This is a genomic window from Phycicoccus sp. Root101 (assembly GCF_001426245.1).
Classification (GTDB): domain Bacteria; phylum Actinomycetota; class Actinomycetes; order Actinomycetales; family Dermatophilaceae; genus Pedococcus.
Genome location: NZ_LMCM01000007.1, coordinates 428,481 through 446,098, shown reverse-complemented (window position 1 = coordinate 446,098; position 17,618 = coordinate 428,481). Strand labels below are relative to the sequence as shown.

Genomic DNA, 17,618 nt, shown 5'->3' with positions numbered 1-17,618 from the left:
CCGACGGTGGATCGAACCAGGGCGCGACTGCGCCGGTCGGCGTTCGCAATGATTACAGCGGTCGCGTGCGTGATGGCCGCGGGGTCGTGTTGCCAGAACTGCCAGTCTCTTGGGGCCGGCCCCCATTGGCGGGGAGCCTTCCAACGGTCGGGGGGTGACCATCCGGGTGCTGGGCTAGGCCAGTTCGGTGGGGCCACCCATATCAACGGAAACGTGTGACGGTTGTCGAGACGCCAAATGTCTGGTGTATCCGCTCCTTCCTCGCTGAGGATTGCTAGGACGTTAGAGAGCTCCAGGACAGCGGCTTCGTCATCCAGTCCTACGGTGCGCCACAGGTGGTCGATGGGCTTGGACCAGCCCTGCCCCGGTTCCCACATGGGCGCGGGGTGCCAACCGGCAGGCGGTTGCGGCCAGCGAGGGTCGGCGACGAACGTGAGGACGACGGAGTCGACGGCTGTTCCTTGCCCGGGCCGCAACTTGGGATCGCGGGATGGATCGGACCATTCGGAACCGTCCCACCAACGCAGGACATCCTGCTCGCCGTCCTGGTACCAGCCAGGGGGTATCAATCTAGCCTCCTCATTCACGCCCTCTTCGTCGCATGAAACGCTGCGGACGCATTCGCCGCCCATCCAGCATCGCTTTACTTCAAGTCAACTTCCAAGAACTGTTACGACGGGATTGGGGGCTGTCTGCAGCCGCCGCCCCGGGTGTTAAGACACGAGCGGGCCCCTCATGTTCCATATGGGAAACTGCCCTGGACCTGCACAGTCCCAACGAAGCCACGGTCGATAACCACGACACATTCGCCCTCTGAGGCATCTTCGCGTGGGGCTTGAAATGCGAAGGTTGCGACTTCACTCTCGCCGGCTCTGTGGTCCTTTCCACTCCATCCAAGTCCTGACCCGTTGCCCCCGTTAGCTGATCCGTCGACGAAGCGTGTCGCCTCATTCTGGTTCGGACCGACCAGCAATTTGACGTCCGCGACGTTCGCGCTGGCCAGGGTATTCCCCGGGTTGCGGAACTTCACTTTCACTTCGATGCTCTCCATGCCGGGCTCGGCGCCAATGGCGAACTTAGTTGGCTTGAACTTCTTCACCGAAAGGACCGTGTAGGTGCCGTCTTCCCAGCCAACCTCGTCGCCAAGAGAGCCGGTGGGCTCGGTCTCGGAGGGGGTCGAGGTCTCAGCAGGAGAGTCCACGGGCGGCGTGACAGGTCCTGCATCGTCGGCGGGTATGTCATCCATGGGGGCGTCGTTGCCTGATTCAGCCTGCTGCTGCCTCTCGCGCACCCACCATCCGCAGCCCACCTGTTCCAGCTTGGCTGTTAGATCCGCGTTCGGCGTCCCCTCGTTGAGCATTTGGTTGGCTCGGTTGTCGCATTCGGCTGTTGCGGCAGCGGAGTGCGATTCTCGCCCAGACCACCAAACGGCCGTGGTGACCACCAGAGCTAAGGTAGTCACCCCCGCTACCAGAGCGAAGATGCCCCGTTTCCCGGGCCGGCTGCGGGCCTTCGAGCCATTAGCGACGGCCTTCCCCGTAAGTACGGCAGCCTTAGCGCGGGCAAACTCTTCGTCCGAGAGATGCCCGTCGTGGTGGAGGCGAACGAGACGTTCGATCTCATCTGAAACGTCCACTGTCCTACCTTCGATGTGATTTAGCGTGGCGATGAGCAAGCCCGGTTGCAGGCCCTCGACCCGTCCCTTGAGTGTCACGCATCATCCAACCATGACGGTGGGGGCGCTTCCCGAAAGTCCAATCAATTAACTGATAATGGGCCTACCCATAATCCTTACCCTCGACCGTCAGACGGTCAGGTCTGAGCCTCCAATAGACCGTTCACTGCTCTGAGGGAGGACTGGGCCACCTTCGAACGGTGTGATCCGTCGCGACCGATCCGGCTTGGTGTGCGCGTCATGGAATGGACTGGGGTCGGCGCACACAGTCCGCTCTCACTGTGAGTCATACCACCGCGTGCCGACCAGTCGAGCACCTAAGCCTGCCGCCCGTTGCCCGCCGCAGGTGGGCGGCTCGGCCAGCGACACCGCACTCGTCGCTTTCACCGCCACAAGAGCGTCGACGAACTAGCTTCGTCGCGGCCTACCCCGCCGAGGCGCCCGTGAGAGGAGCCGCCTCAGAGACGGCCCACACGCCTCGTGCCGAACTTGGCGGACCACCGAGCGGTCGAGCGCCGTCACGGTGTAGCACTGTGCGCGGCGCAACTCTCATCCGGTCCTTTACTCCTCATAGCGCAAGACGTCGGCTCGACGTCCGGATCACTTGATCGGAGAAGCCCTTGTTCTAGGGCGTGTCTCCGCCTACTCTGACTCTAGGATCGGAGTTGAAGCAACTACCCATAGGAGCGCCACATGAAGGTCCGCAGCTTTGAAATCGAAGCCACCCCCCAGGAGCTTGACTCCTCGACCACTCTCAACGAGCTCCTCAGGCGGATGGCTGGCCAGTCGGTCCGCGACGGCGCGGGCGTCGCAGCTGAGGACGCAGGGTCCGACGACGCGGCCGCGGATCTCGCCGCTACTGCACCTGTAACGCCCGCGCGGCAGGACACCATCCCGGGCGTAGATACAGAAGGCCAGGACGCCATCCGCAGCCTCCTCGACCGGAACCCCGCTGGCGATCTCTTCGTCCAGTTCCTAAGCGAGACGAATGGCTGGCAGAACGTTAAGACACTGGGAATCAAATCCAAGGGTCACCTTCTAGGCACGCCGTTGGACTACTCACGCTATTTGCGGCTGCGGAAGACCGGGTCACAGTTCGGCGGGTTCGCATATGTCTACGCCCAAGACGGGCTCATCAACTTGCGGCTGGCGTTCACGTCGGACGAGGAACTCGCGGCGATCGCTCCAGATGCCTGGCGACTTGCCGTAGGTCACCGCGAGTACCGCGTCAACATCCGCATAACGAATGAGTCGACGCTCGGGCAGGCACTCAGACTGGCCCGGCAGGCGTACGACCTCACCTGATCTGAGGAGGAGCAGACCCATAAGGCGCTGAGGGTTCGGGTAGGTCATGTGACTCCCTGGACGAACGACGCCTTACCGCCGCGTTCGTTCTGAGGACTGGAAGCGCGCAGCCCTAGACGCCCGGATCCTTGCTCAAATGGCCGGCGCCGTCGCGGATCCATCGAACACCTCGGGCATCCGTGAACGAGATGGTCACCCGGATATCGATGCGCGCGTCATCGGCGCGCGGTTGTGCCAGCAACTGGCCGACGCCTGGACACTTAATCTCGCGATAGTGGGCCACGGACCCAGTGGGCGACAGGATATGGAACTTCTGAAGCCCCAAGGGCGCATCAGCGGAGCTGTACGCCACTTCCACGTCGTAGACCGGAACCGCAGACGCGTTCTGCATGGCTAGGTTGGCTCGATCGGTCGGCCGTCCGGAAGCTGAATGGCGATCCGGGGTTGGTCGGTCCAAGAAACCCAGCTCGCAACCAGCTCAGCCTGTCGCTGTTGATCACTCAGCTGTCGGTCCTGCTCCCGGCTTTCCTCGATCGAGTAAACCCTCCTAGCCGTGATACCGGCCCATATGGCTGCGAGTACGGCCAATACGGTGGCGCCGGCAGATATCCAATTGGCGATCGTGTCGGCCACTCCACCCCCCTTTCGCCCAAGCCGGTAGCAAGGGTCATCGCTCAACTTACAGCTGGCATCGTCCCTAGGACCTGCGCCTTTGCGACGTCTGTCGACTCCTAGAAATGGACAGTCGCTACTTCTCAGTGATGGTGATCTGCGGGTCTCCCACGTGCCATCTATCAGTCGGGTTCATTGAGAACCCCTCAATGAAAACCGTGCCGTGCCCGGCACGACTGGCTTCAAAGGTTGCGGCGATCGCCCGAGCCAGAGCACGCGCGTCCACTGGTAGCCCCTCGAACTCAACGGCGATTCGTCTCTGCGTCATGCCTAGATACTGACGGACGGCGCCTACCACGGAGTCGTTTCGGCCTGCGTTGTGTCATATCGCCGCTTGTGGGCGGCCTCAATGGATCGCGAGTGCTTCGGCACGTGTTCGTTCAGTCCCAACCGCGGTCCCGCAGGAAGTCTTTGAAGTCCTTGCCTTGCAGGTGATGACGGGCTACGTCCATCGCGTCGACACACATAGCCGTTCTGCCGGCCTCGTCTTGCCCCGTGGGCCTCTCCCAGAGATTCTCGACGGCTTTCGCGAGATCGCGGTGCGCACCGTCCTCGGTCATGAAACCGAGCATCGTGATGGGGAGGTCGAGGGGTGCCACATCTAGGTTGCCTTCGGTGCTGAGAGCGTGGCCTGCCGCTCGCATCAGCGCCTCCATCTCTCGGCCGATTGCCTCTTCATGTCGATTAGCCCGTTCACGATCCCACTGTCGCTGGGCGGTGCGAGCGGCGGAGATGGTCGCGAGGGCGCCGCCGACGGAGGCGCCGAGAAGCGAACCGAACACACCGATGAAGGCAGCCTGGATTGACGCATCCATTTCGGTCCACCACTCCACGGTTACGAACCGTAGCTTGCAGCAGGCGGTGCTGGTCTAGAAGCCCCGCTCGAATTTCTCTCGTGGGCCTCCGTGATGGCTGCCCGCGTCCCGACGAAGGGGTGAAAGGACTGCCTCGGATGCGTTCACCTGGAGCGCGACATCCATCGAGCAGTAGGTGCGTCTATCCGCCGCCTGTCGACCTGTTGCATCGCGAACGCTTGGACGTGGCTTCCGGTCGGAGTGCTCGTGTTGAATACCGCGCATGGTGACTCGCCTGGAGCAGGTCCATCCCGATATCGCGACGTGGCTCCAAGGGCTCCCTCACGACCGGCAGGTGGAACTCGTTCACGACCTGGCGCTCCATGCGGTCCAGAGCACCGGCCTGTCAGTACCGCCTGAAGCGACGGATCTCAGTGAGTGGGCGGCAGACATCGATTCCAAGGGGTGGTCTCGAGACGCCGACGGCCAGTGGGTACAAACCGCGGAGGCCTTCGCCCATGCCCGGGCCGCGTTCGCGCTTCGCGACGCCTCTACGGCTGGATTGGGCTCGGAAGCGACCAAGGACTCGCTGTACGAGAGCATCGTCGCGCTGGGCCCGGACTTCGTCCGGACAAAGCTGGGTCTGACGACGTAGCCGCGCCCGGTCGATGGGACCCGACGGTCCCTGTGGACGCCAGGTTCACAGCCGCGTCATCGCTCCTGAGTCGCAGACGGCAGGCCGGTGGAGTGGTTCACTCCAACAATGGCGATTGTCCCCCTCAGTGTGCGCCCGGCCATACGTGCGGTCCTCGACCAGTTGGTCGACGGCCAGTTCCCGAACCAGCTCACGTGGGTCAGCGACTATGGCGAGACGGGTGCCGTCCTCATCCGCCAGCCCGATTCGATCTGGGAGCACCCACGGAGCGACGTGCTCGAACGACAGGACGGCTTCTACGCAATGACATTGCCGCTCTGGACCACCGACGAGTCTCCCAGCGAACTCAGTGCCGAACTCGGTGTCTCTCCAGAGGGCGTCGTGACCCTCGAAGACGTCCACGTCCTATAGGGCGTTGCCCAGCGGCCTAGTAACTCTTTGGAGGCCCGGCTCGATCACCGACGCCAGTGTCATACCGCCGCGTGGCGGGCAACTCTTGTCACCGGGGGCGCTTACTCCGGCCCTACTCATCGCCAAACCGTGAGACCGCGCTGATGAGCGGTTCACGCCTGGCATTCTTGCTGCGGTAGAACTCAACGGCTGCGAGCGAGTCTCTTGCTACCCCCCTCGCTCGGGAGGATCATCAAAACCCTGTGTCCGAAGTCAGTGCCCTCGCCACCAAGGGGTCATCATGTCGCGATCGGCCGTTGTTGCGATCATCATCCTGAGCCTCGGTCCAGCGGCGTGTTCCTCGTCCCAGCCCCCAAGCGGGACTGCGAGTTCCGTTGCTGTGAATGCGTCCGGCTCGAGGACCGCCACTCTGCGGTCATGTCGAGCTGCCGTCTCAACATGCCAAGGCGAGTTGGCCGCAGGGACGTACACCTCGACCAGGACGGACCTGTTCGGCACTGGCAAACCAGGCCAAGTGTCGGTCGCCGTCCCGCGGGGATGGGCAAACACTTTGGACCATCAGCCCGCGTACTGGCTGCGCCCGGCCCAGGACTACTACGCCGACCCGGACACGGATGGCAACGGCACGAGCTCCGGCATCTACGTGTGGGGCGACGTCGCGGCCGCACGACAGGGGGGCGTGTGTGCGGAGATCTCGGATCCCGCGGTGCACACAGATGCTCGGAGCTTGGCCAAGTGGATGCGAGGCATCAAGGGGGTGACTGCGACGCCGCGGTCCGACGAGATGCTTAGTGGGCTGACTGCAACGGTGATGGACCTTCAACTTGGAGCGAACCCGCCGAAGTGCGAAGGGAACCCCTACGTGGCCTTGATCGCCAGCCGACCCGGCGCCCCGGACGCCTACGCCTGGGGCCTAGGAAAAAAGGAGCAGACACGGCTCTGGCTCGTCGACCTCGGAGGCGGTCACACCTCATCGGTCTTCGTCATCGGCCCCAAAGAAACGTTCGAAGAACTGCTCCAGCGAGCGCAACCCATCCTGGCGACCCTCCGGCTCACCAACAGCTGAGCTCCTCAGAGCAGGGTGGGTTTGCGGTCTCAGGTCCAGTCGCTACAGAACGTGGTGGGCGATGAGCTTGTTCAAGTAGGCGACGTCTGTGTTGCCCTTGAATTCGAACTTGACACGCCCTAGCCCTGAGAACCACAGCTCCAGCTCTGCGTCCAGGTCGAAGGTTCCGGCTGTCTCCAGTGAGAAGGCTTGAACCTTGACGAATGGCAGCGAGGTGTAGTCCTTCTTCCTACCCGTGATGCCCTGGACGTTAACTGCGATGATGCGCTTGCTCGTGAAGACGATGTAGTCACGTATCCCTTTGAAGGCAAGATAACCCTGCTCGCCCTCGATCAAGAGCGGGTCGATCTGGCTCGCGACTTCCGAGTAGTCGATCCGGCCCAGCTTGATGTAGCTCGCATTCTGAAAGTCGATCACGTGAGCACACTAGCCACGACGCCGCGTCGGCGTGACTCAAACGCATCTGCTGCTCCGATGCCACTGTTCATGAGGCGCCGGACCAGACGAGGGAGGCGGCTTCGAAGGACAGAGCATCGTGCGTCACTCCGCCGCGCCTGCGACGACGTAGACGCCGATGCATCGGCGAGGATGTTGGTACCGCTGAGGTCACCGCGAGTAAGGCGTGCGCTCCTTCCCCGAGTTGTCTTCCCGTGAGAAGGGTTCTGCGACAAGGGCGCCGCGACATACCGTCAGCAGTCGCCGGCCCGGCCAACAATCGTCGGAATTCGCGACGCGGGCAGCGCATCGACCACGTAGCGAGGATTGGCTGAGACCCGGCCGACCTCCGTGCAGTAACCCGTCAGTCGCGGAACGGTACTCAGAGCAAACTCTGTGCTTGTGAGGCACGTACTTCGCCCGTGATCCCACACGTACCCACCCCCAAGCCGCATGGCGTCAGGCGGCTGATCCGATCCATATGAGTTCCAGACGTAAATCTCACCGGCATTACCGCCCCGCCTAGCGCACTGGACGGCCGCAGTGAAATTCTCGACCGTGGACTTGCTCGTGATCGATGGGCCGGCGGTAGTGGGGCTCTGGACCGTGGGCGTCTTCTCTCCCCCTTGGACTTGCTTCTTCGATTCACTGTCCGACCGCTTGTGAGCCATCTCGCGAGCAAAGGCCGACTGGGGAGGGATCAGCTTCAAGACTTGAGCGTCATCCTCGCGCCCCACGGACAGTGCGACGGTTGCATCCGTGTCGACGCCAACGGTTCCAGGTGCCGGGTCCTGTTTGATCACGACCCAGTTGGCGTCGCGCAGGATGACGTCTTCGGCCCCGATAATGTCCTTGTCGTTAGAGCTCTCCAAGCCGAGTGCCTCGAACTTCCGGTGCGCGTCGTCGAGACGCATGCCGACCACGTCTGGAACCGTCGTAGTAGGGCCACAGCCCGTAGCCAGAAGGCAGACCACCAGCGAAAGGGCAGCAAGGCCGCCAGTCCGGCGTGCGGTGCTACGGCCGATGTCCATGAGGTCAAGTCTCGCCACACATCGCCGCCGGCGTCGCCGAATGAACAGAAATGTTGTCCCCGTCGCCAGGCCGGCATGCCCAGTGCGGCATTGACTCGAGGGAGCAAACATGCGTCATGCCGCCGCCAGGTGGACACATCGCTCACTTCTGGTGCGGTCCTTGGAACTGGAAGTCGCCTGCCAGCCAACGAACGAAGTACCGGGATCTTTCGACGTTCGTCCGAACGGAATTCTCCTTGAGCCCAGCCGCACGCGCCTCATGCTCGAAGCGCTCGAGCTCGTCCATGAGGTCGGCGATAGTCCATGTTGTGTCCATTGATGAATCGTGCACCCGAGGCGCACCGTGGCAACCAGTGCTCCGGCGCGTCATATCGCCGCGACTCGGTATCCGTCAGGCGGCGGGAAGTGCCTTCGCCAGGCGTCGGTGGAGGCGGTCGATGGCTTCGACGGAGAGTGCGCCCTCCGCCTCAAGTTGGGGATAGAGCTTCTTGGGCCAGAGAGCCTGCACGTCGCGCGTGGTGAAGCTCCCTCCGATCAAAGGCCAGTCCGCCTCGACGAAGCAGAGCACGCCCCGGGCCGGGACCTCCTCGGCGAGCGCTGCGCGGACCACGTCGACCTGCTTGAGCACGCCGTCCACCAGCTTGGTGCAGTCGCGGGATCCGACGAGCAGCCGTTCCACGCGGGGGCGCAGGATGCCGCCTTCGATCTTGAGGTGGGGACGGCCGCGGTACTTCTTGGCGTCGATGACGTAGACGCCGTTGGGCGTGACAGCGATGTGGTCGATGTTCGCCTTGGACCTCGGGATGCGTCGGTCGTGCAACAGCCTGGTTCTGTCGCTGGCCAAACGATCTAGGCCTTTGCCGAGCTTCTCTTCGCCGAGGGCGCCGGTGTCCCAAGCAGTGGTGGACTGCCGCTCCTCGGAGATGGCAAGGAGGAACCCTCCGATCCGCGGATGCTGGGTCCGGATGCGCTGCTCACGCTTGGCTTTGCGACGCTCGAACTCCCGACGAGCTGATGCTCCGGCGGTGCCAGCCTCAACCACCGCGTTAGCGACTGGTCCCGCCTCCATCACGCCTTGAAGGGTGACCGGACCTGCATCCGTGGCGGAGGTGGATTCAGGCGGAACCGTCATGTCGTGGCTCAGGCAGCGGACCGTCTTGGTCCCTCGCTCGTACACCGCCTGAGTCTTCTGTGGGATCCCGGCTCCACAGACTCGGCAGGTGCCGGCGTACCGCAGCCGCATGATCTTCTCGTCGGCTCCCTCTTCCACGCCGGGAACCGTACGTTGTCCACGCCCCCCAGAGTCGTCGTTTGCTGGATTTCTGGTTGGGCGCCGCGGCCACGCACGGGTCTACCGTCGGGGTCGTCCGGGTGCCTGGCCGCGATGGCGGCGCCGGGCGGCGCCGGGGTCTGGCTTGTGTTCTGTCGCCGCATGAGGTGACGCCATGTCCGATACGACGATCCTGCTTCCGTTCCAGCCCGCGTCGATGTCGACCGTACAGCTGGCCGCGGTCTCCTTCCTGGCCCGATACTCCGAGCACACCCATGCCTTGTACGCCTACCAGCTCAGGGAGTGGTTCACCTGGTGCGAGGTCCACGGACTCGACCCGCTGGTCGCCGTGCAGCGAGCCCACGTCGAGCTGTACATCCGCGGGCTCAGTGACCGTGGGCTGATGGACTCCTCCGTGGTGACGATGATGCACGGCGTTCGCGGGTTCTTCCGGTTCGCGCACATCGACGATCTCATCGGCTCCGACCCGGCGGTGTACGCACGGCTGCCGAAGGTGCACCGGGACGAGTCCCGCACCCACGGCCTGGATCGGCTCGAGCTGATCAGGTTCCCGCAGGTGTCCCAAATCATCACCGTCCACCACGGAGCACTGGCGTTCCTGCTCGGCATCAACGCGCTACGCGCATCGGAGGCCGCAGCCGTTCGGAGCGAGGACTACGCCGACACCATGCGCGGCCACCGCGTGCTGCACCTGGTCGGCAAGGGCAACAAAGCCGTCACCATGCCCGTCACGGTCCCGGTGCTGCGTGTCCGCGAGGCGTGTCGCGGGCAGCGCACCACCGGGCCGCTGATCCTGCGACCACTGAGCGGGAACCCGATCGATCGGCGCCACGCGTACCGGATGGTCGCCCGCATCGCGAAAGCCGCTGGCATCCCGCGCCACATCAGCCCGCATTCCCTGCGGCACGCCGCCATCACCAACGCCCTCGACGCCGGCGTCCCGCTACGCGACGCTCAGATCCTCGCCCGGCACGCCGACCCAAGGACCACAGAGCACTACGACCGGGCCCGAGGAAACCTCGACCGCCACGGCGTTCACTTCCTCACCGCCTACGTCGCCGGCGTCTGAGGCGCAGACGCTGGGCCGCAACGTGAACGCGCGCTGATACTCGCCGGCAGGCTCACCACCGGTTACCGGGCAGTCTCGTGACATGCCACGTGCCTGGATGATCGGCGAAGCACGGGTGGATGGAGCGAACGGGCCGGCCCCGCGGGATTCAAGGCCCCCGGGACGACCGCATCAATGGTTGCCGCCGACGCCCCAGAGCGATGGCCCGCAGCCGGACTGAATCTCAGTGGTTTACTGAACAGATGGACTCGGCCATCGCCGTCGCAGGGACACTGGCTGGTGTCCTTCTAGGTGGACTCGTTTCCTTCTTTACCCAGCGAGCCGTTTACAAGCGCGAGGCACTTGAACGTCTCGCGGCCGTGCGTCGGGAAACCTATCTAGAGTTCCTGTCCGCTGTTCACCAGATGTTCGTGGCGATCCAAGAAATCCAGCGCCAAGTCCGGGACGGCTCCTTGGACGCATCTGCCGCCAGCGAACGGCTTCGTTCCGTGCCATCTCACGAAGCGCAGAACGCCCTGGAAAACTTGCGCTTGGTTTCCAGCGGGTCGGTAGCAGCAGCCGCAGCGCGCCTATGGGAGCGGATGCGGCGGGACGACGCCCCCATGGGAAGGAACGTCACATGGCGCTCGTTCGCTGATTGGCGGCACACCTATTGGGGCGCTCGTAGGGCACTCGTGGACTCGGCGCGACAAGACACTGGATTCGACGCACTCGACTGGGCGACCGCCGGACTTCCCTAGCGTCGATGTCTCCGCGCCGAGGGCGTGCGTACCGTCGCGGCATGACGGTGCGCCTCCAGACGCTCCAAACAGGTCATACGTGCCAGTGGCGGCCCATTACATCCCGGGCGGCGGCCAAGTTTTCCAGAAGGTTGGCGCTAAGTTCTGCCGAAGTGACGTGAGATCCTAAGTGTCCGCGCCGGAAGGCTGTCGTCATGTACAGGTAGTACGTGATCACGAAGGCGTAGTAAGGGAGCGTGAAGGTTCGCAGGGACGCTGCCGAACTAGTAAACGGTGACGGCACCGCCCCGTGCGCTCTGACATTCCTCAGACCAAACAGCAGCCCGGAGACTAGGACAAGAACACGGTCGTTGGCCGTGAGTTCGAGTCGCGCCCCTCTCAGGTCCACAGTCTCACCGCGCATAGCTAGGAGCAGCAATCTGGCAGCCTTGCGTCGATCTTGCAGATCGAGCAGGTCATAGTGGTCGCGCAGGAGTCCTCGGAGGTGACTCAGATGAGTGCCAGCGTTCGCAAGACGTCTAGCCAGCTTGTTTCCGTCTTCTGGGCCATCGACCCATTGAGCGATCAGAAACTCAAGTGCCTGCTGAGGAAGGGCGGCTATTGCGACATCCATGGACTGTGCTTCGTCGGCGCGAAGGGAACGCGTGAACCGCGTCAGTTCGACAGTAGTGTTATGGCTCTCCGGGCCACGGAGGTCATGAAGGGCGGCCTCGAAGGCTCGCCAGGTTGAGTCGAAGGAGAGATCGACACGACCCGGAAACGCATCGAACGCGTCGATCAACAGAGATACCTCACGGTGGTAGGGAACTGACTCCGAGTCGGCAAGCGCCAAGGGCCGAAAGGCGGGGCCAGCTCGTTGACTCAGCCGGTCCGCAAATGCCCTCTCGATCGGGAACGACGCGCGTGGGCTGCCGAGTCCAGCATCCGCCCAGGCGGCGACCGCCTGAAGCCGCAATGATCTCTGATGCTTTGGCGCATACTTTGGCAATCGGGCTCCTTCGGTTGAGACCTCCGAGTGCGAAGCGGAGTGGCGACCAAGGGTACGACTGTAGATAATTACTGGCCGTCGCGCACACATGAATGAACCCGATGGGCTTCAGGGGTCAAGACTGTCGGCCGGAGAGCGCAAACGCTCATAGTCGAGGGGGACTTTGGCCAACGAGGATGAGTGCCAGGTCGAAGACAAACGCGCGGTTCGGGTCGGCGTAATCGGCCAAGGGCCCAGATGCTCACCGACGGACCAATTGTAGGGACGGCGCAATAGTCTCATCCGAGGAGCCAATTCGTCTTCCAAGCTCCTCGTGGGGCCGCCTTCGGGGAGAGGAAGCCGTCCTTGCGGAGAGTCGAGAAGGCGTCCGTCCTCCCCACGCTCGTCGTGCGTCAATACCGCCGCGTTTGACTGCGGTCGCGTCGTTCCGAGAACAACGCAGCTAGACGAGCTCGCCGCGCTTCCTTGCCAGGTACGCGCGCTCGGCGACGTTCGCCGTCGAGCTGATGGCGGCGGCATACGCGTCCTTGGCCTCGGCGCTGCGACCGAGCCGGCGCAGGAGGTCGGCACGCACGGCGTGCCACGGGTGGTAGCCCTCGAGCGGCAGCCGGTCCACCAGTGCGAGACCCACGGACGGTCCGTCGAGCTCGGCGACGGCGACCGCCCGGTTGAGGGCGACGATCGGCGAGGGATCGAGGCGGACGAGCTGGTCGTACAGCGCGACCACCTGCGACCAGTCGGTGTCCGAGGCCGAGACGGCGGACGTGTGGACGGCGTTGATCGCGGCGAGCAGCTGGTAGCGACCGGGCCGGTTCAAAGCCAAGCACGAGCGGACCATTGCGTGCCCCTCCGAGATCAACGACCGGTCCCAGCCCGATCGGTCCTGCTCGTCCAACGGCACCAGGACGCCACCACGCACGCGGGCGGAGCGTCGCGCCTCGGTGAGCAGCATCAGGGCCAGCAGCCCCATCACCTCGGGCTCAGACGGCAACAACAAACGGAGTACCCGGGTCAGCCGGATCGCCTCACCCGTCAGCTCCGAGCGCACGGGCGACCCGTCACCGCTGGCGAGGTACCCCTCGTTGAACACGAGGAACAGCACGGTCAGCACCCCACCCAACCGATCGGGCAGGTCCGAAGCAGAAGGCACGCGGTAGGGCACGTTCGCCGCAGCGATCTTCTTCTTGGCGCGGGTGATCCGTTGCGCCATGGTCGTCTCGGGGACGAGGAACGCCTGCCCGATCTCCGCCACCGTCAGGCCACCGAGAAGCCGCAGGGTCAGGGCGATCCGCGCCTCCGGCGCGAGCGCCGGGTGGCAGCAGGTGAAGAGCAGCCGGAGCCGGTCGTCCTCGACCACTCCGACGGGTGAGTGGGGTGTGTCGTCGTACGTCATCAGGGCCGCCTGGTGCTTGGCGTCGCGCTGGCCTTCGCGGCGGATCCGGTCGATCGCGCGGTTCGCGGCGGTGGTGGTGAGCCAGCCGCCGGAGTTGGGGGGAGTGCCCTCGGACGGCCACTTCTCCAATGCGACCACGAGGGCCTCGCCCGCTGCGTCCTCGGCGAGGTCGATGTCGCCGAACCGGCGGACGAGCGAGGCGATGAGGCGGCCGTACTCCTCGCGGAAGACCCGCTCGACAGCCGCCCCGTCGCCTCCGGACGGCCGGCCGGCCACGTGGTGTGAGCCCCCGTGGTCGACCGTGCCGTCCTGCGTCATACCCGGATCCGTCACGTGGACCGGCTCAGGCCAGGCCCTCGAACGGACGGACCTCGACCTTGCCCCGGCAGGCCTTCGAACCGTCGGCAGCGAGCTTGAGCGCCACGTCGAGGTCGGGGGCGTCGATCACCCAGAACCCGCCGATGTACTCCTTGGACTCCAGGTACGGCCCGTCGGTGACCACCGGCGCGTCACCGGTGTTGTCGACGACGGTCGCCGTGGTCGCCTGCTGCAGGCCACCGGCGAACACCCAGTAGCCGTCGGCCTTGAGCTGGTCGTTGAAGGCCCCCGTCGCGGCGAACGCCTTCTCCATCTCCTCCTTCGAGCCGTACTCGCCGAACTCGTTGCGCTCGGCCGGGCCGTGGACGGAAAGCAGGTAGTGCGTCATGTCGATCTCCTTGGTCCGGGGCGGTCCCTGTGGCCGCCTCTCACCCTCACCACGAACGGGCTCACGTCGATACGACAACCTGCCACAGAATTCTTTTCGATCGCCCCGGGACGTGCGTCCACCACGGGTTTGGTGTGCGAGCCCGTGGGTAGCGTCTTTCGCATGGATCGTCCCTCCCCGCGCTTCGCCACGACCGTCGGCGTGCTCTGCCTCGTGCAGTTCGTCGACGTCCTCGGCGTCACCGCGGCGATCGTCGCGATCCCCTCGATGCTCGAGGGCGTCGGAGCCGGCGATGCCGCCGCCGGACCGATCGCGACCGCCTACGCGATGTTCTTCGGTGGGCTCCTCGTGGTCGGTGCGCGGCTGGGCCACCGGTATGGCCACGTGCGGGTGCTGCTCGCGGGGCTGGCCGTCTTCGCCGTCGCCGGCGCCCTGGGTGCGGTGGCCGGCGAGGCGTGGCAGCTCGTCGTGGCGCGCGCTGCGCAGGGAACGGCCTCGGCGCTCACCGTGCCCGCGGCGCTGAGCCTGCTGCTCGCCTCGGCCTCCGACGCGGGGGAGCGGTCCAGGGCCCTGGGCCTGTGGAGCGCCGCGGGAGCCGCAGCCGGGGCCAGCGGCCTGTTCGTGGGTGGGCTGTTCACCCAGCTGCTCGGTTGGCGGTCGATCTTCTGGGTCAACGCGCCGCTGGCCGTCGGCCTGGCGGTCGGGGTGCTGCTCTGGGTGAGGGTCCGACCGGTCCAGGACGGCACCGCCTCGCTCGACCTCGTGGGGGCGCTGCTGCTCGTCACCTCGGTCATGGGTCTCGTGCTGGGCACCGCCCTCGTCCAGGAGCCCGGGCAGCGCGGTCGCGGGCTGGGCGTCGTCGGTGCCGGGGTCGCCCTCGGCGCCGCACTGGCCGTCTGGCTGCGCCGCGCCCGTCAGCCCCTGGTCGAGCCGTCAGCGCTGCGACGACCGCGGCTGCGGCTGGGCACCCTGGGTTCGTTCGTCAACACGGCGACCACCAGCTCCACCGCCGTCCTCCTGACGCTGCACCTCCAGCGCCGGCTCGGGTTCAGCGCGTTCGAGGCAGGCCTCACCCTGCTCTGCCTCAGCCTCGCCGTGGTCGTGGGATCGACGACCGCTCCGCGCCTCGTGCGCACCGGCGGACCGCGACGCCCCGCCGTCCTGGGCCTCGGGCTGCTCGCCCTCGGCAACCTCGTCACTGCGGCCACCATCATCGGCGGAGGAGGCAGCACCGGTGGCACGCTCGCAGGCACGGTCACCGGGCTGCTGCTGCTCGGGGCAGGCCTCGGGCTGTCGTCGGTCGCCTGCAACGACATCGGCACCGACCTGCCCGAGGACGAGGTCACCGCCGCCACCGGGGTGCTCAACACCGGAGCGCAGCTCGGCAGCGCCATCGGCGTCGCGGTCCTCCTGCTGCTCGCCTCCCCGGGGACGTATGGCGCGGTGCCGGCTGCCGCGGTCGCCGTCCTCGTCGCCGGGGCCACCGCCCTCGTCGCGGCCCGGGTCGTGTCGCGCTGGCGGCTTGCCTGACGGTGGTGCGCCGGCTCGCTGCCGCGCGCGGCCTCGCCCCTCACCGCATGATGGACAGCAGGCGTCAGCACCGGGCTGTCGTCACGAGGCGCGGAGACCCACGTGAGTGACACCACCCCAGGCCAGGACAGCATCAAGATGTCCCCCGAGGAGGAGCAGGCGGCGCTCGAGTCGCAGCAGACCGACGAGGAGACCGAGCCGGCCGACGAGGGCGTCGGCGCGCACACCGACAACCAGGACGACCCCCGCCACACCGAGAACTAGGCGCTGCCGCCCCGGGACGCCGTGAACCCTGCCCCCGACCGCGGGTGCAGCCAGGCCGGGGGTCAGCGACTGGCGCGTGCCAGGGGAGTGCCGTCGAGCGCACTGCGGAAGGCCACGAGCGAGTCGAAGACCTGCAGCACCCCAGCCTCCTGCAGCTCCCCGACCGAGAACCCGCCGGTGCGGACTCCCAAGGTCGGGATGTTGAGCTTTGCAGCCGCCTGCGCGTCGTAGACCGAGTCGCCGACCATGATCCCGCTGGCGCCCTCGACCTTCGCCAGCGCGGTCGCCACGAGGTCGGGTTCGGGCTTGCTGTGCTCCACGTCGTCCGAGGTCGTCCACGCGTCGGCGAGCGACTTGCCGTCGATGAGGTCGAGGAACGTCTCCACGTGCTCGGTCTTCCCGGAGCTCGCCAGCACCAACCTGAAGCCCCGCTGCTTGACCGCGACGAGCAGCTCGTGGGCCCCTTCGAACGGCTGGACCTCCCCGATCAGCTGGTCGAACTCCTCCGCCCACGCCTCCCGCAGGTCGTCGCCGTGCTCCTCCTCGGCCTCCCGGCCGGCGACCATCGAGACGAACTGGTCACCCCCCATACCGATGCCGCGGTGCAGCCGCCAGATCGGGCGGGTGATGTCGTAGCGCCGCAGGGCGCGGAACCACGCGACCGCATGCTGGTAGTTGGTGTCGACGAGCGTGCCGTCGACGTCGAAGATCGCCGTGTCTGCCATGCCCTGTTCCTACCCCGTCGGACCGGGGGCACACATCCTCAGCCCGCCCAGAACTCCCGCAGCGCCGGCACGGTCGCCTTGCCCTTGACCATGTGCGTCTGCCGGGGCAGCTCCACGAGCGTCGCGTGGGGGAGCGCGGCCGCGAGCGCCGCCTGCCCGTTCTTCATGTACTCCGGGCTCTTGCCGCCCACCAGGACGAGCACCGGGACGCCGACCTCGGACAGCCAGCCGTCCGGCAGCGGCTCACCCTGCTGGTGCTCCAGGACGAGCGCGTAGTCGTTCGGCAACGTGTGCGCGACCCCGCAGAGCTTCTTCCAGACCGGCATCAGCCGCATCATCATCACGCCGAACGCCGGCACGCCGACCGTGCGCATGAACAGCTGCACCGCCTCACCCCGCTTCCCCGCGTCGACGAGCGCCTGCGTCCGCGAGCCCAGGTCGGGGTCGTTGGGCGCGTGGGTGCCGTCGACGATGAGCGGTGCCTCGTACAGCGCGACCTTCCCCGTCGCGACCCCCGCCCGCAACGCCTCGAGGACCAGCACCGCACCGGACGACGCCCCGACGACGAGCGCGTCCGGGCCCGCGACCTCCAGCACGGCCACGAGGTCCTCGACCTCCCGCTCCACCGTGTATGCCGTGGAGCCGGGGCCGCTCTCGCCGCGCCCCCGGCGGTCGTAGGCGTGGACCGCGTGGTCCTTTGACAACAACGGGGTCAGGGCCTGCCCCGTGCCCATGGATCGCTGGCACAGGGCTCCCTCGACCACGACGACGGCCGGTCCCGTGCCGGTCACGTCGTACGCGATGCGGGTGCCGTCGTCGGACGTGACGAATCGCGTGCTGGTGGTGGCGCTCACGGTGCTCATGGTGA

Annotated in this window: 18 protein-coding genes and 1 pseudogene; 7 read left to right on the top strand and 12 right to left on the bottom strand. The window is 65.9% G+C overall.

Going from position 1 to position 17,618, the window contains the following annotated elements; all coding sequences use genetic code 11:
• Positions 1–491: 491 nt before the first annotated feature.
• Both ASC58_RS21975 and ASC58_RS21055 read right to left on the bottom strand, forming a co-directional pair.
• Positions 492–632, bottom strand: a pseudogene (locus ASC58_RS21975) (DUF2510 domain-containing protein); the annotation flags it as partial.
• A 101-nt stretch (positions 633–733) separates the two neighbouring features.
• Positions 734–1,714, bottom strand: coding sequence for an SHOCT domain-containing protein (locus tag ASC58_RS21055; protein WP_157598482.1), 981 nt, complete (start codon positions 1,712–1,714; stop codon positions 734–736).
• Positions 1,715–2,368: 654 nt separating this feature from the next.
• Here ASC58_RS21055 and ASC58_RS12730 point away from each other — a divergent pair.
• Positions 2,369–2,980, top strand: a complete 612-nt coding sequence (locus ASC58_RS12730; protein ID WP_056919536.1) for a hypothetical protein — start codon at positions 2,369–2,371, stop codon at positions 2,978–2,980.
• Positions 2,981–3,092: 112 nt separating this feature from the next.
• Here ASC58_RS12730 and ASC58_RS12725 read toward each other — a convergent pair whose 3' ends face one another.
• Together ASC58_RS12725 and ASC58_RS12720 are read right to left on the bottom strand one after the other, a co-directional pair.
• Entirely contained in the window at positions 3,093–3,371 is a 279-nt protein-coding gene (locus ASC58_RS12725) for a hypothetical protein (protein WP_056919535.1), read from the bottom strand.
• Positions 3,372–4,032: 661 nt separating this feature from the next.
• Entirely contained in the window at positions 4,033–4,485 is a 453-nt protein-coding gene (locus tag ASC58_RS12720) for a hypothetical protein (RefSeq protein WP_157598481.1), read from the bottom strand.
• 244 nt (positions 4,486–4,729) lie between these two features.
• Here ASC58_RS12720 and ASC58_RS12715 point away from each other — a divergent pair, with 244 nt between their 5' ends.
• The 3 genes from ASC58_RS12715 to ASC58_RS12705 all read left to right on the top strand — a co-directional run bounded on the left by ASC58_RS12715 (position 4,730) and on the right by ASC58_RS12705 (position 6,578).
• Entirely contained in the window at positions 4,730–5,101 is a 372-nt protein-coding gene (locus tag ASC58_RS12715) for a hypothetical protein (RefSeq protein ID WP_056919533.1), read from the top strand.
• Positions 5,102–5,209: 108 nt separating this feature from the next.
• On the top strand, positions 5,210–5,512 hold the full coding sequence (locus ASC58_RS12710) for a hypothetical protein (protein ID WP_056919532.1): 303 nt from the start codon (positions 5,210–5,212) through the stop codon (positions 5,510–5,512).
• Positions 5,513–6,026: 514 nt separating this feature from the next.
• Positions 6,027–6,578, top strand: coding sequence for a hypothetical protein (locus tag ASC58_RS12705; protein WP_056919531.1), 552 nt, complete (start codon positions 6,027–6,029; stop codon positions 6,576–6,578).
• A 42-nt stretch (positions 6,579–6,620) separates the two neighbouring features.
• On the opposite strand, the gene ASC58_RS12700 is transcribed toward ASC58_RS12705, so the two are convergent.
• The 3 genes from ASC58_RS12700 to ASC58_RS12690 all read right to left on the bottom strand — a co-directional run bounded on the left by ASC58_RS12700 (position 6,621) and on the right by ASC58_RS12690 (position 9,314).
• Complete coding sequence (locus ASC58_RS12700) at positions 6,621–6,995, bottom strand: PH domain-containing protein (protein ID WP_056919530.1); 375 nt, start codon at positions 6,993–6,995, stop codon at positions 6,621–6,623.
• A gap of 272 nt (positions 6,996–7,267) precedes the next feature.
• Positions 7,268–8,044 carry a PASTA domain-containing protein gene (locus ASC58_RS12695; RefSeq protein WP_162246850.1) on the bottom strand — a complete coding sequence of 259 codons (777 nt, stop codon included), beginning with the start codon at positions 8,042–8,044 and terminating at the stop codon, positions 7,268–7,270.
• A 391-nt stretch (positions 8,045–8,435) separates the two neighbouring features.
• Entirely contained in the window at positions 8,436–9,314 is an 879-nt protein-coding gene (locus ASC58_RS12690) for a nuclease-related domain-containing protein (protein ID WP_369796227.1), read from the bottom strand.
• A 175-nt stretch (positions 9,315–9,489) separates the two neighbouring features.
• Here ASC58_RS12690 and ASC58_RS12685 point away from each other — a divergent pair, with 175 nt between their 5' ends.
• Positions 9,490–10,404, top strand: a complete 915-nt coding sequence (locus tag ASC58_RS12685; protein WP_056919528.1) for a tyrosine-type recombinase/integrase — start codon at positions 9,490–9,492, stop codon at positions 10,402–10,404.
• Between the two features lie 813 nt (positions 10,405–11,217).
• Here ASC58_RS12685 and ASC58_RS21050 read toward each other — a convergent pair.
• The 3 genes from ASC58_RS21050 to ASC58_RS12670 form a co-directional block, all read right to left on the bottom strand.
• A complete protein-coding gene (locus tag ASC58_RS21050) occupies positions 11,218–11,925 on the bottom strand; it encodes a hypothetical protein (protein ID WP_157598480.1) in 708 nt (235 codons plus the stop codon).
• A 649-nt stretch (positions 11,926–12,574) separates the two neighbouring features.
• Complete coding sequence (locus ASC58_RS12675) at positions 12,575–13,843, bottom strand: RNA polymerase sigma factor (protein ID WP_082553247.1); 1,269 nt, start codon at positions 13,841–13,843, stop codon at positions 12,575–12,577.
• A gap of 25 nt (positions 13,844–13,868) precedes the next feature.
• Complete coding sequence (locus ASC58_RS12670; protein WP_056916022.1) at positions 13,869–14,231, bottom strand: YciI family protein; 363 nt, start codon at positions 14,229–14,231, stop codon at positions 13,869–13,871.
• A gap of 162 nt (positions 14,232–14,393) precedes the next feature.
• Between ASC58_RS12670 and ASC58_RS12665 the strand changes: the two genes are divergently transcribed.
• Positions 14,394–15,761: an MFS transporter gene (locus tag ASC58_RS12665; RefSeq protein WP_056919526.1), complete on the top strand. Its 1,368-nt coding sequence runs from the start codon at positions 14,394–14,396 to the stop codon at positions 15,759–15,761.
• Positions 15,762–15,863: 102 nt separating this feature from the next.
• Positions 15,864–16,025: a hypothetical protein gene (locus ASC58_RS21045; RefSeq protein ID WP_157581439.1), complete on the top strand. Its 162-nt coding sequence runs from the start codon at positions 15,864–15,866 to the stop codon at positions 16,023–16,025.
• Between the two features lie 62 nt (positions 16,026–16,087).
• Here the strand turns inward: ASC58_RS21045 and ASC58_RS12660 are convergent, their stop codons facing one another.
• Both ASC58_RS12660 and ASC58_RS12655 read right to left on the bottom strand, forming a co-directional pair.
• Positions 16,088–16,750 (bottom strand): HAD family hydrolase, encoded by a 663-nt coding sequence (locus ASC58_RS12660; protein WP_056919525.1) that lies wholly within the window; start codon positions 16,748–16,750, stop codon positions 16,088–16,090.
• A 38-nt stretch (positions 16,751–16,788) separates the two neighbouring features.
• Entirely contained in the window at positions 16,789–17,613 is an 825-nt protein-coding gene (locus ASC58_RS12655; RefSeq protein WP_056919524.1) for an alpha/beta fold hydrolase, read from the bottom strand.
• Positions 17,614–17,618: the final 5 nt, after the last annotated feature.

Bases quoted from the DNA above. Each gene is read 5' to 3' on its own strand.
- ASC58_RS12715 (WP_056919533.1), top strand. From the start codon at position 4,730: ATGGTGACTCGCCTGGAGCAGGTCCATCCCGATATCGCGACGTGGCTC.
- ASC58_RS12665 (WP_056919526.1), top strand. From the start codon at position 14,394: ATGGATCGTCCCTCCCCGCGCTTCGCCACGACCGTCGGCGTGCTCTGC.
- ASC58_RS12710 (WP_056919532.1), top strand. From the start codon at position 5,210: ATGGCGATTGTCCCCCTCAGTGTGCGCCCGGCCATACGTGCGGTCCTC.
- ASC58_RS12670 (WP_056916022.1), bottom strand. From the start codon at position 14,231: ATGACGCACTACCTGCTTTCCGTCCACGGCCCGGCCGAGCGCAACGAG.
- ASC58_RS12725 (WP_056919535.1), bottom strand. From the start codon at position 3,371: ATGCAGAACGCGTCTGCGGTTCCGGTCTACGACGTGGAAGTGGCGTAC.
- ASC58_RS12675 (WP_082553247.1), bottom strand. From the start codon at position 13,843: ATGACGCAGGACGGCACGGTCGACCACGGGGGCTCACACCACGTGGCC.
- ASC58_RS12660 (WP_056919525.1), bottom strand. From the start codon at position 16,750: ATGGCAGACACGGCGATCTTCGACGTCGACGGCACGCTCGTCGACACC.
- ASC58_RS12730 (WP_056919536.1), top strand. From the start codon at position 2,369: ATGAAGGTCCGCAGCTTTGAAATCGAAGCCACCCCCCAGGAGCTTGAC.
- ASC58_RS12685 (WP_056919528.1), top strand. From the start codon at position 9,490: ATGTCCGATACGACGATCCTGCTTCCGTTCCAGCCCGCGTCGATGTCG.
- ASC58_RS12695 (WP_162246850.1), bottom strand. From the start codon at position 8,044: ATGGACATCGGCCGTAGCACCGCACGCCGGACTGGCGGCCTTGCTGCC.
- ASC58_RS12655 (WP_056919524.1), bottom strand. From the start codon at position 17,613: ATGAGCACCGTGAGCGCCACCACCAGCACGCGATTCGTCACGTCCGAC.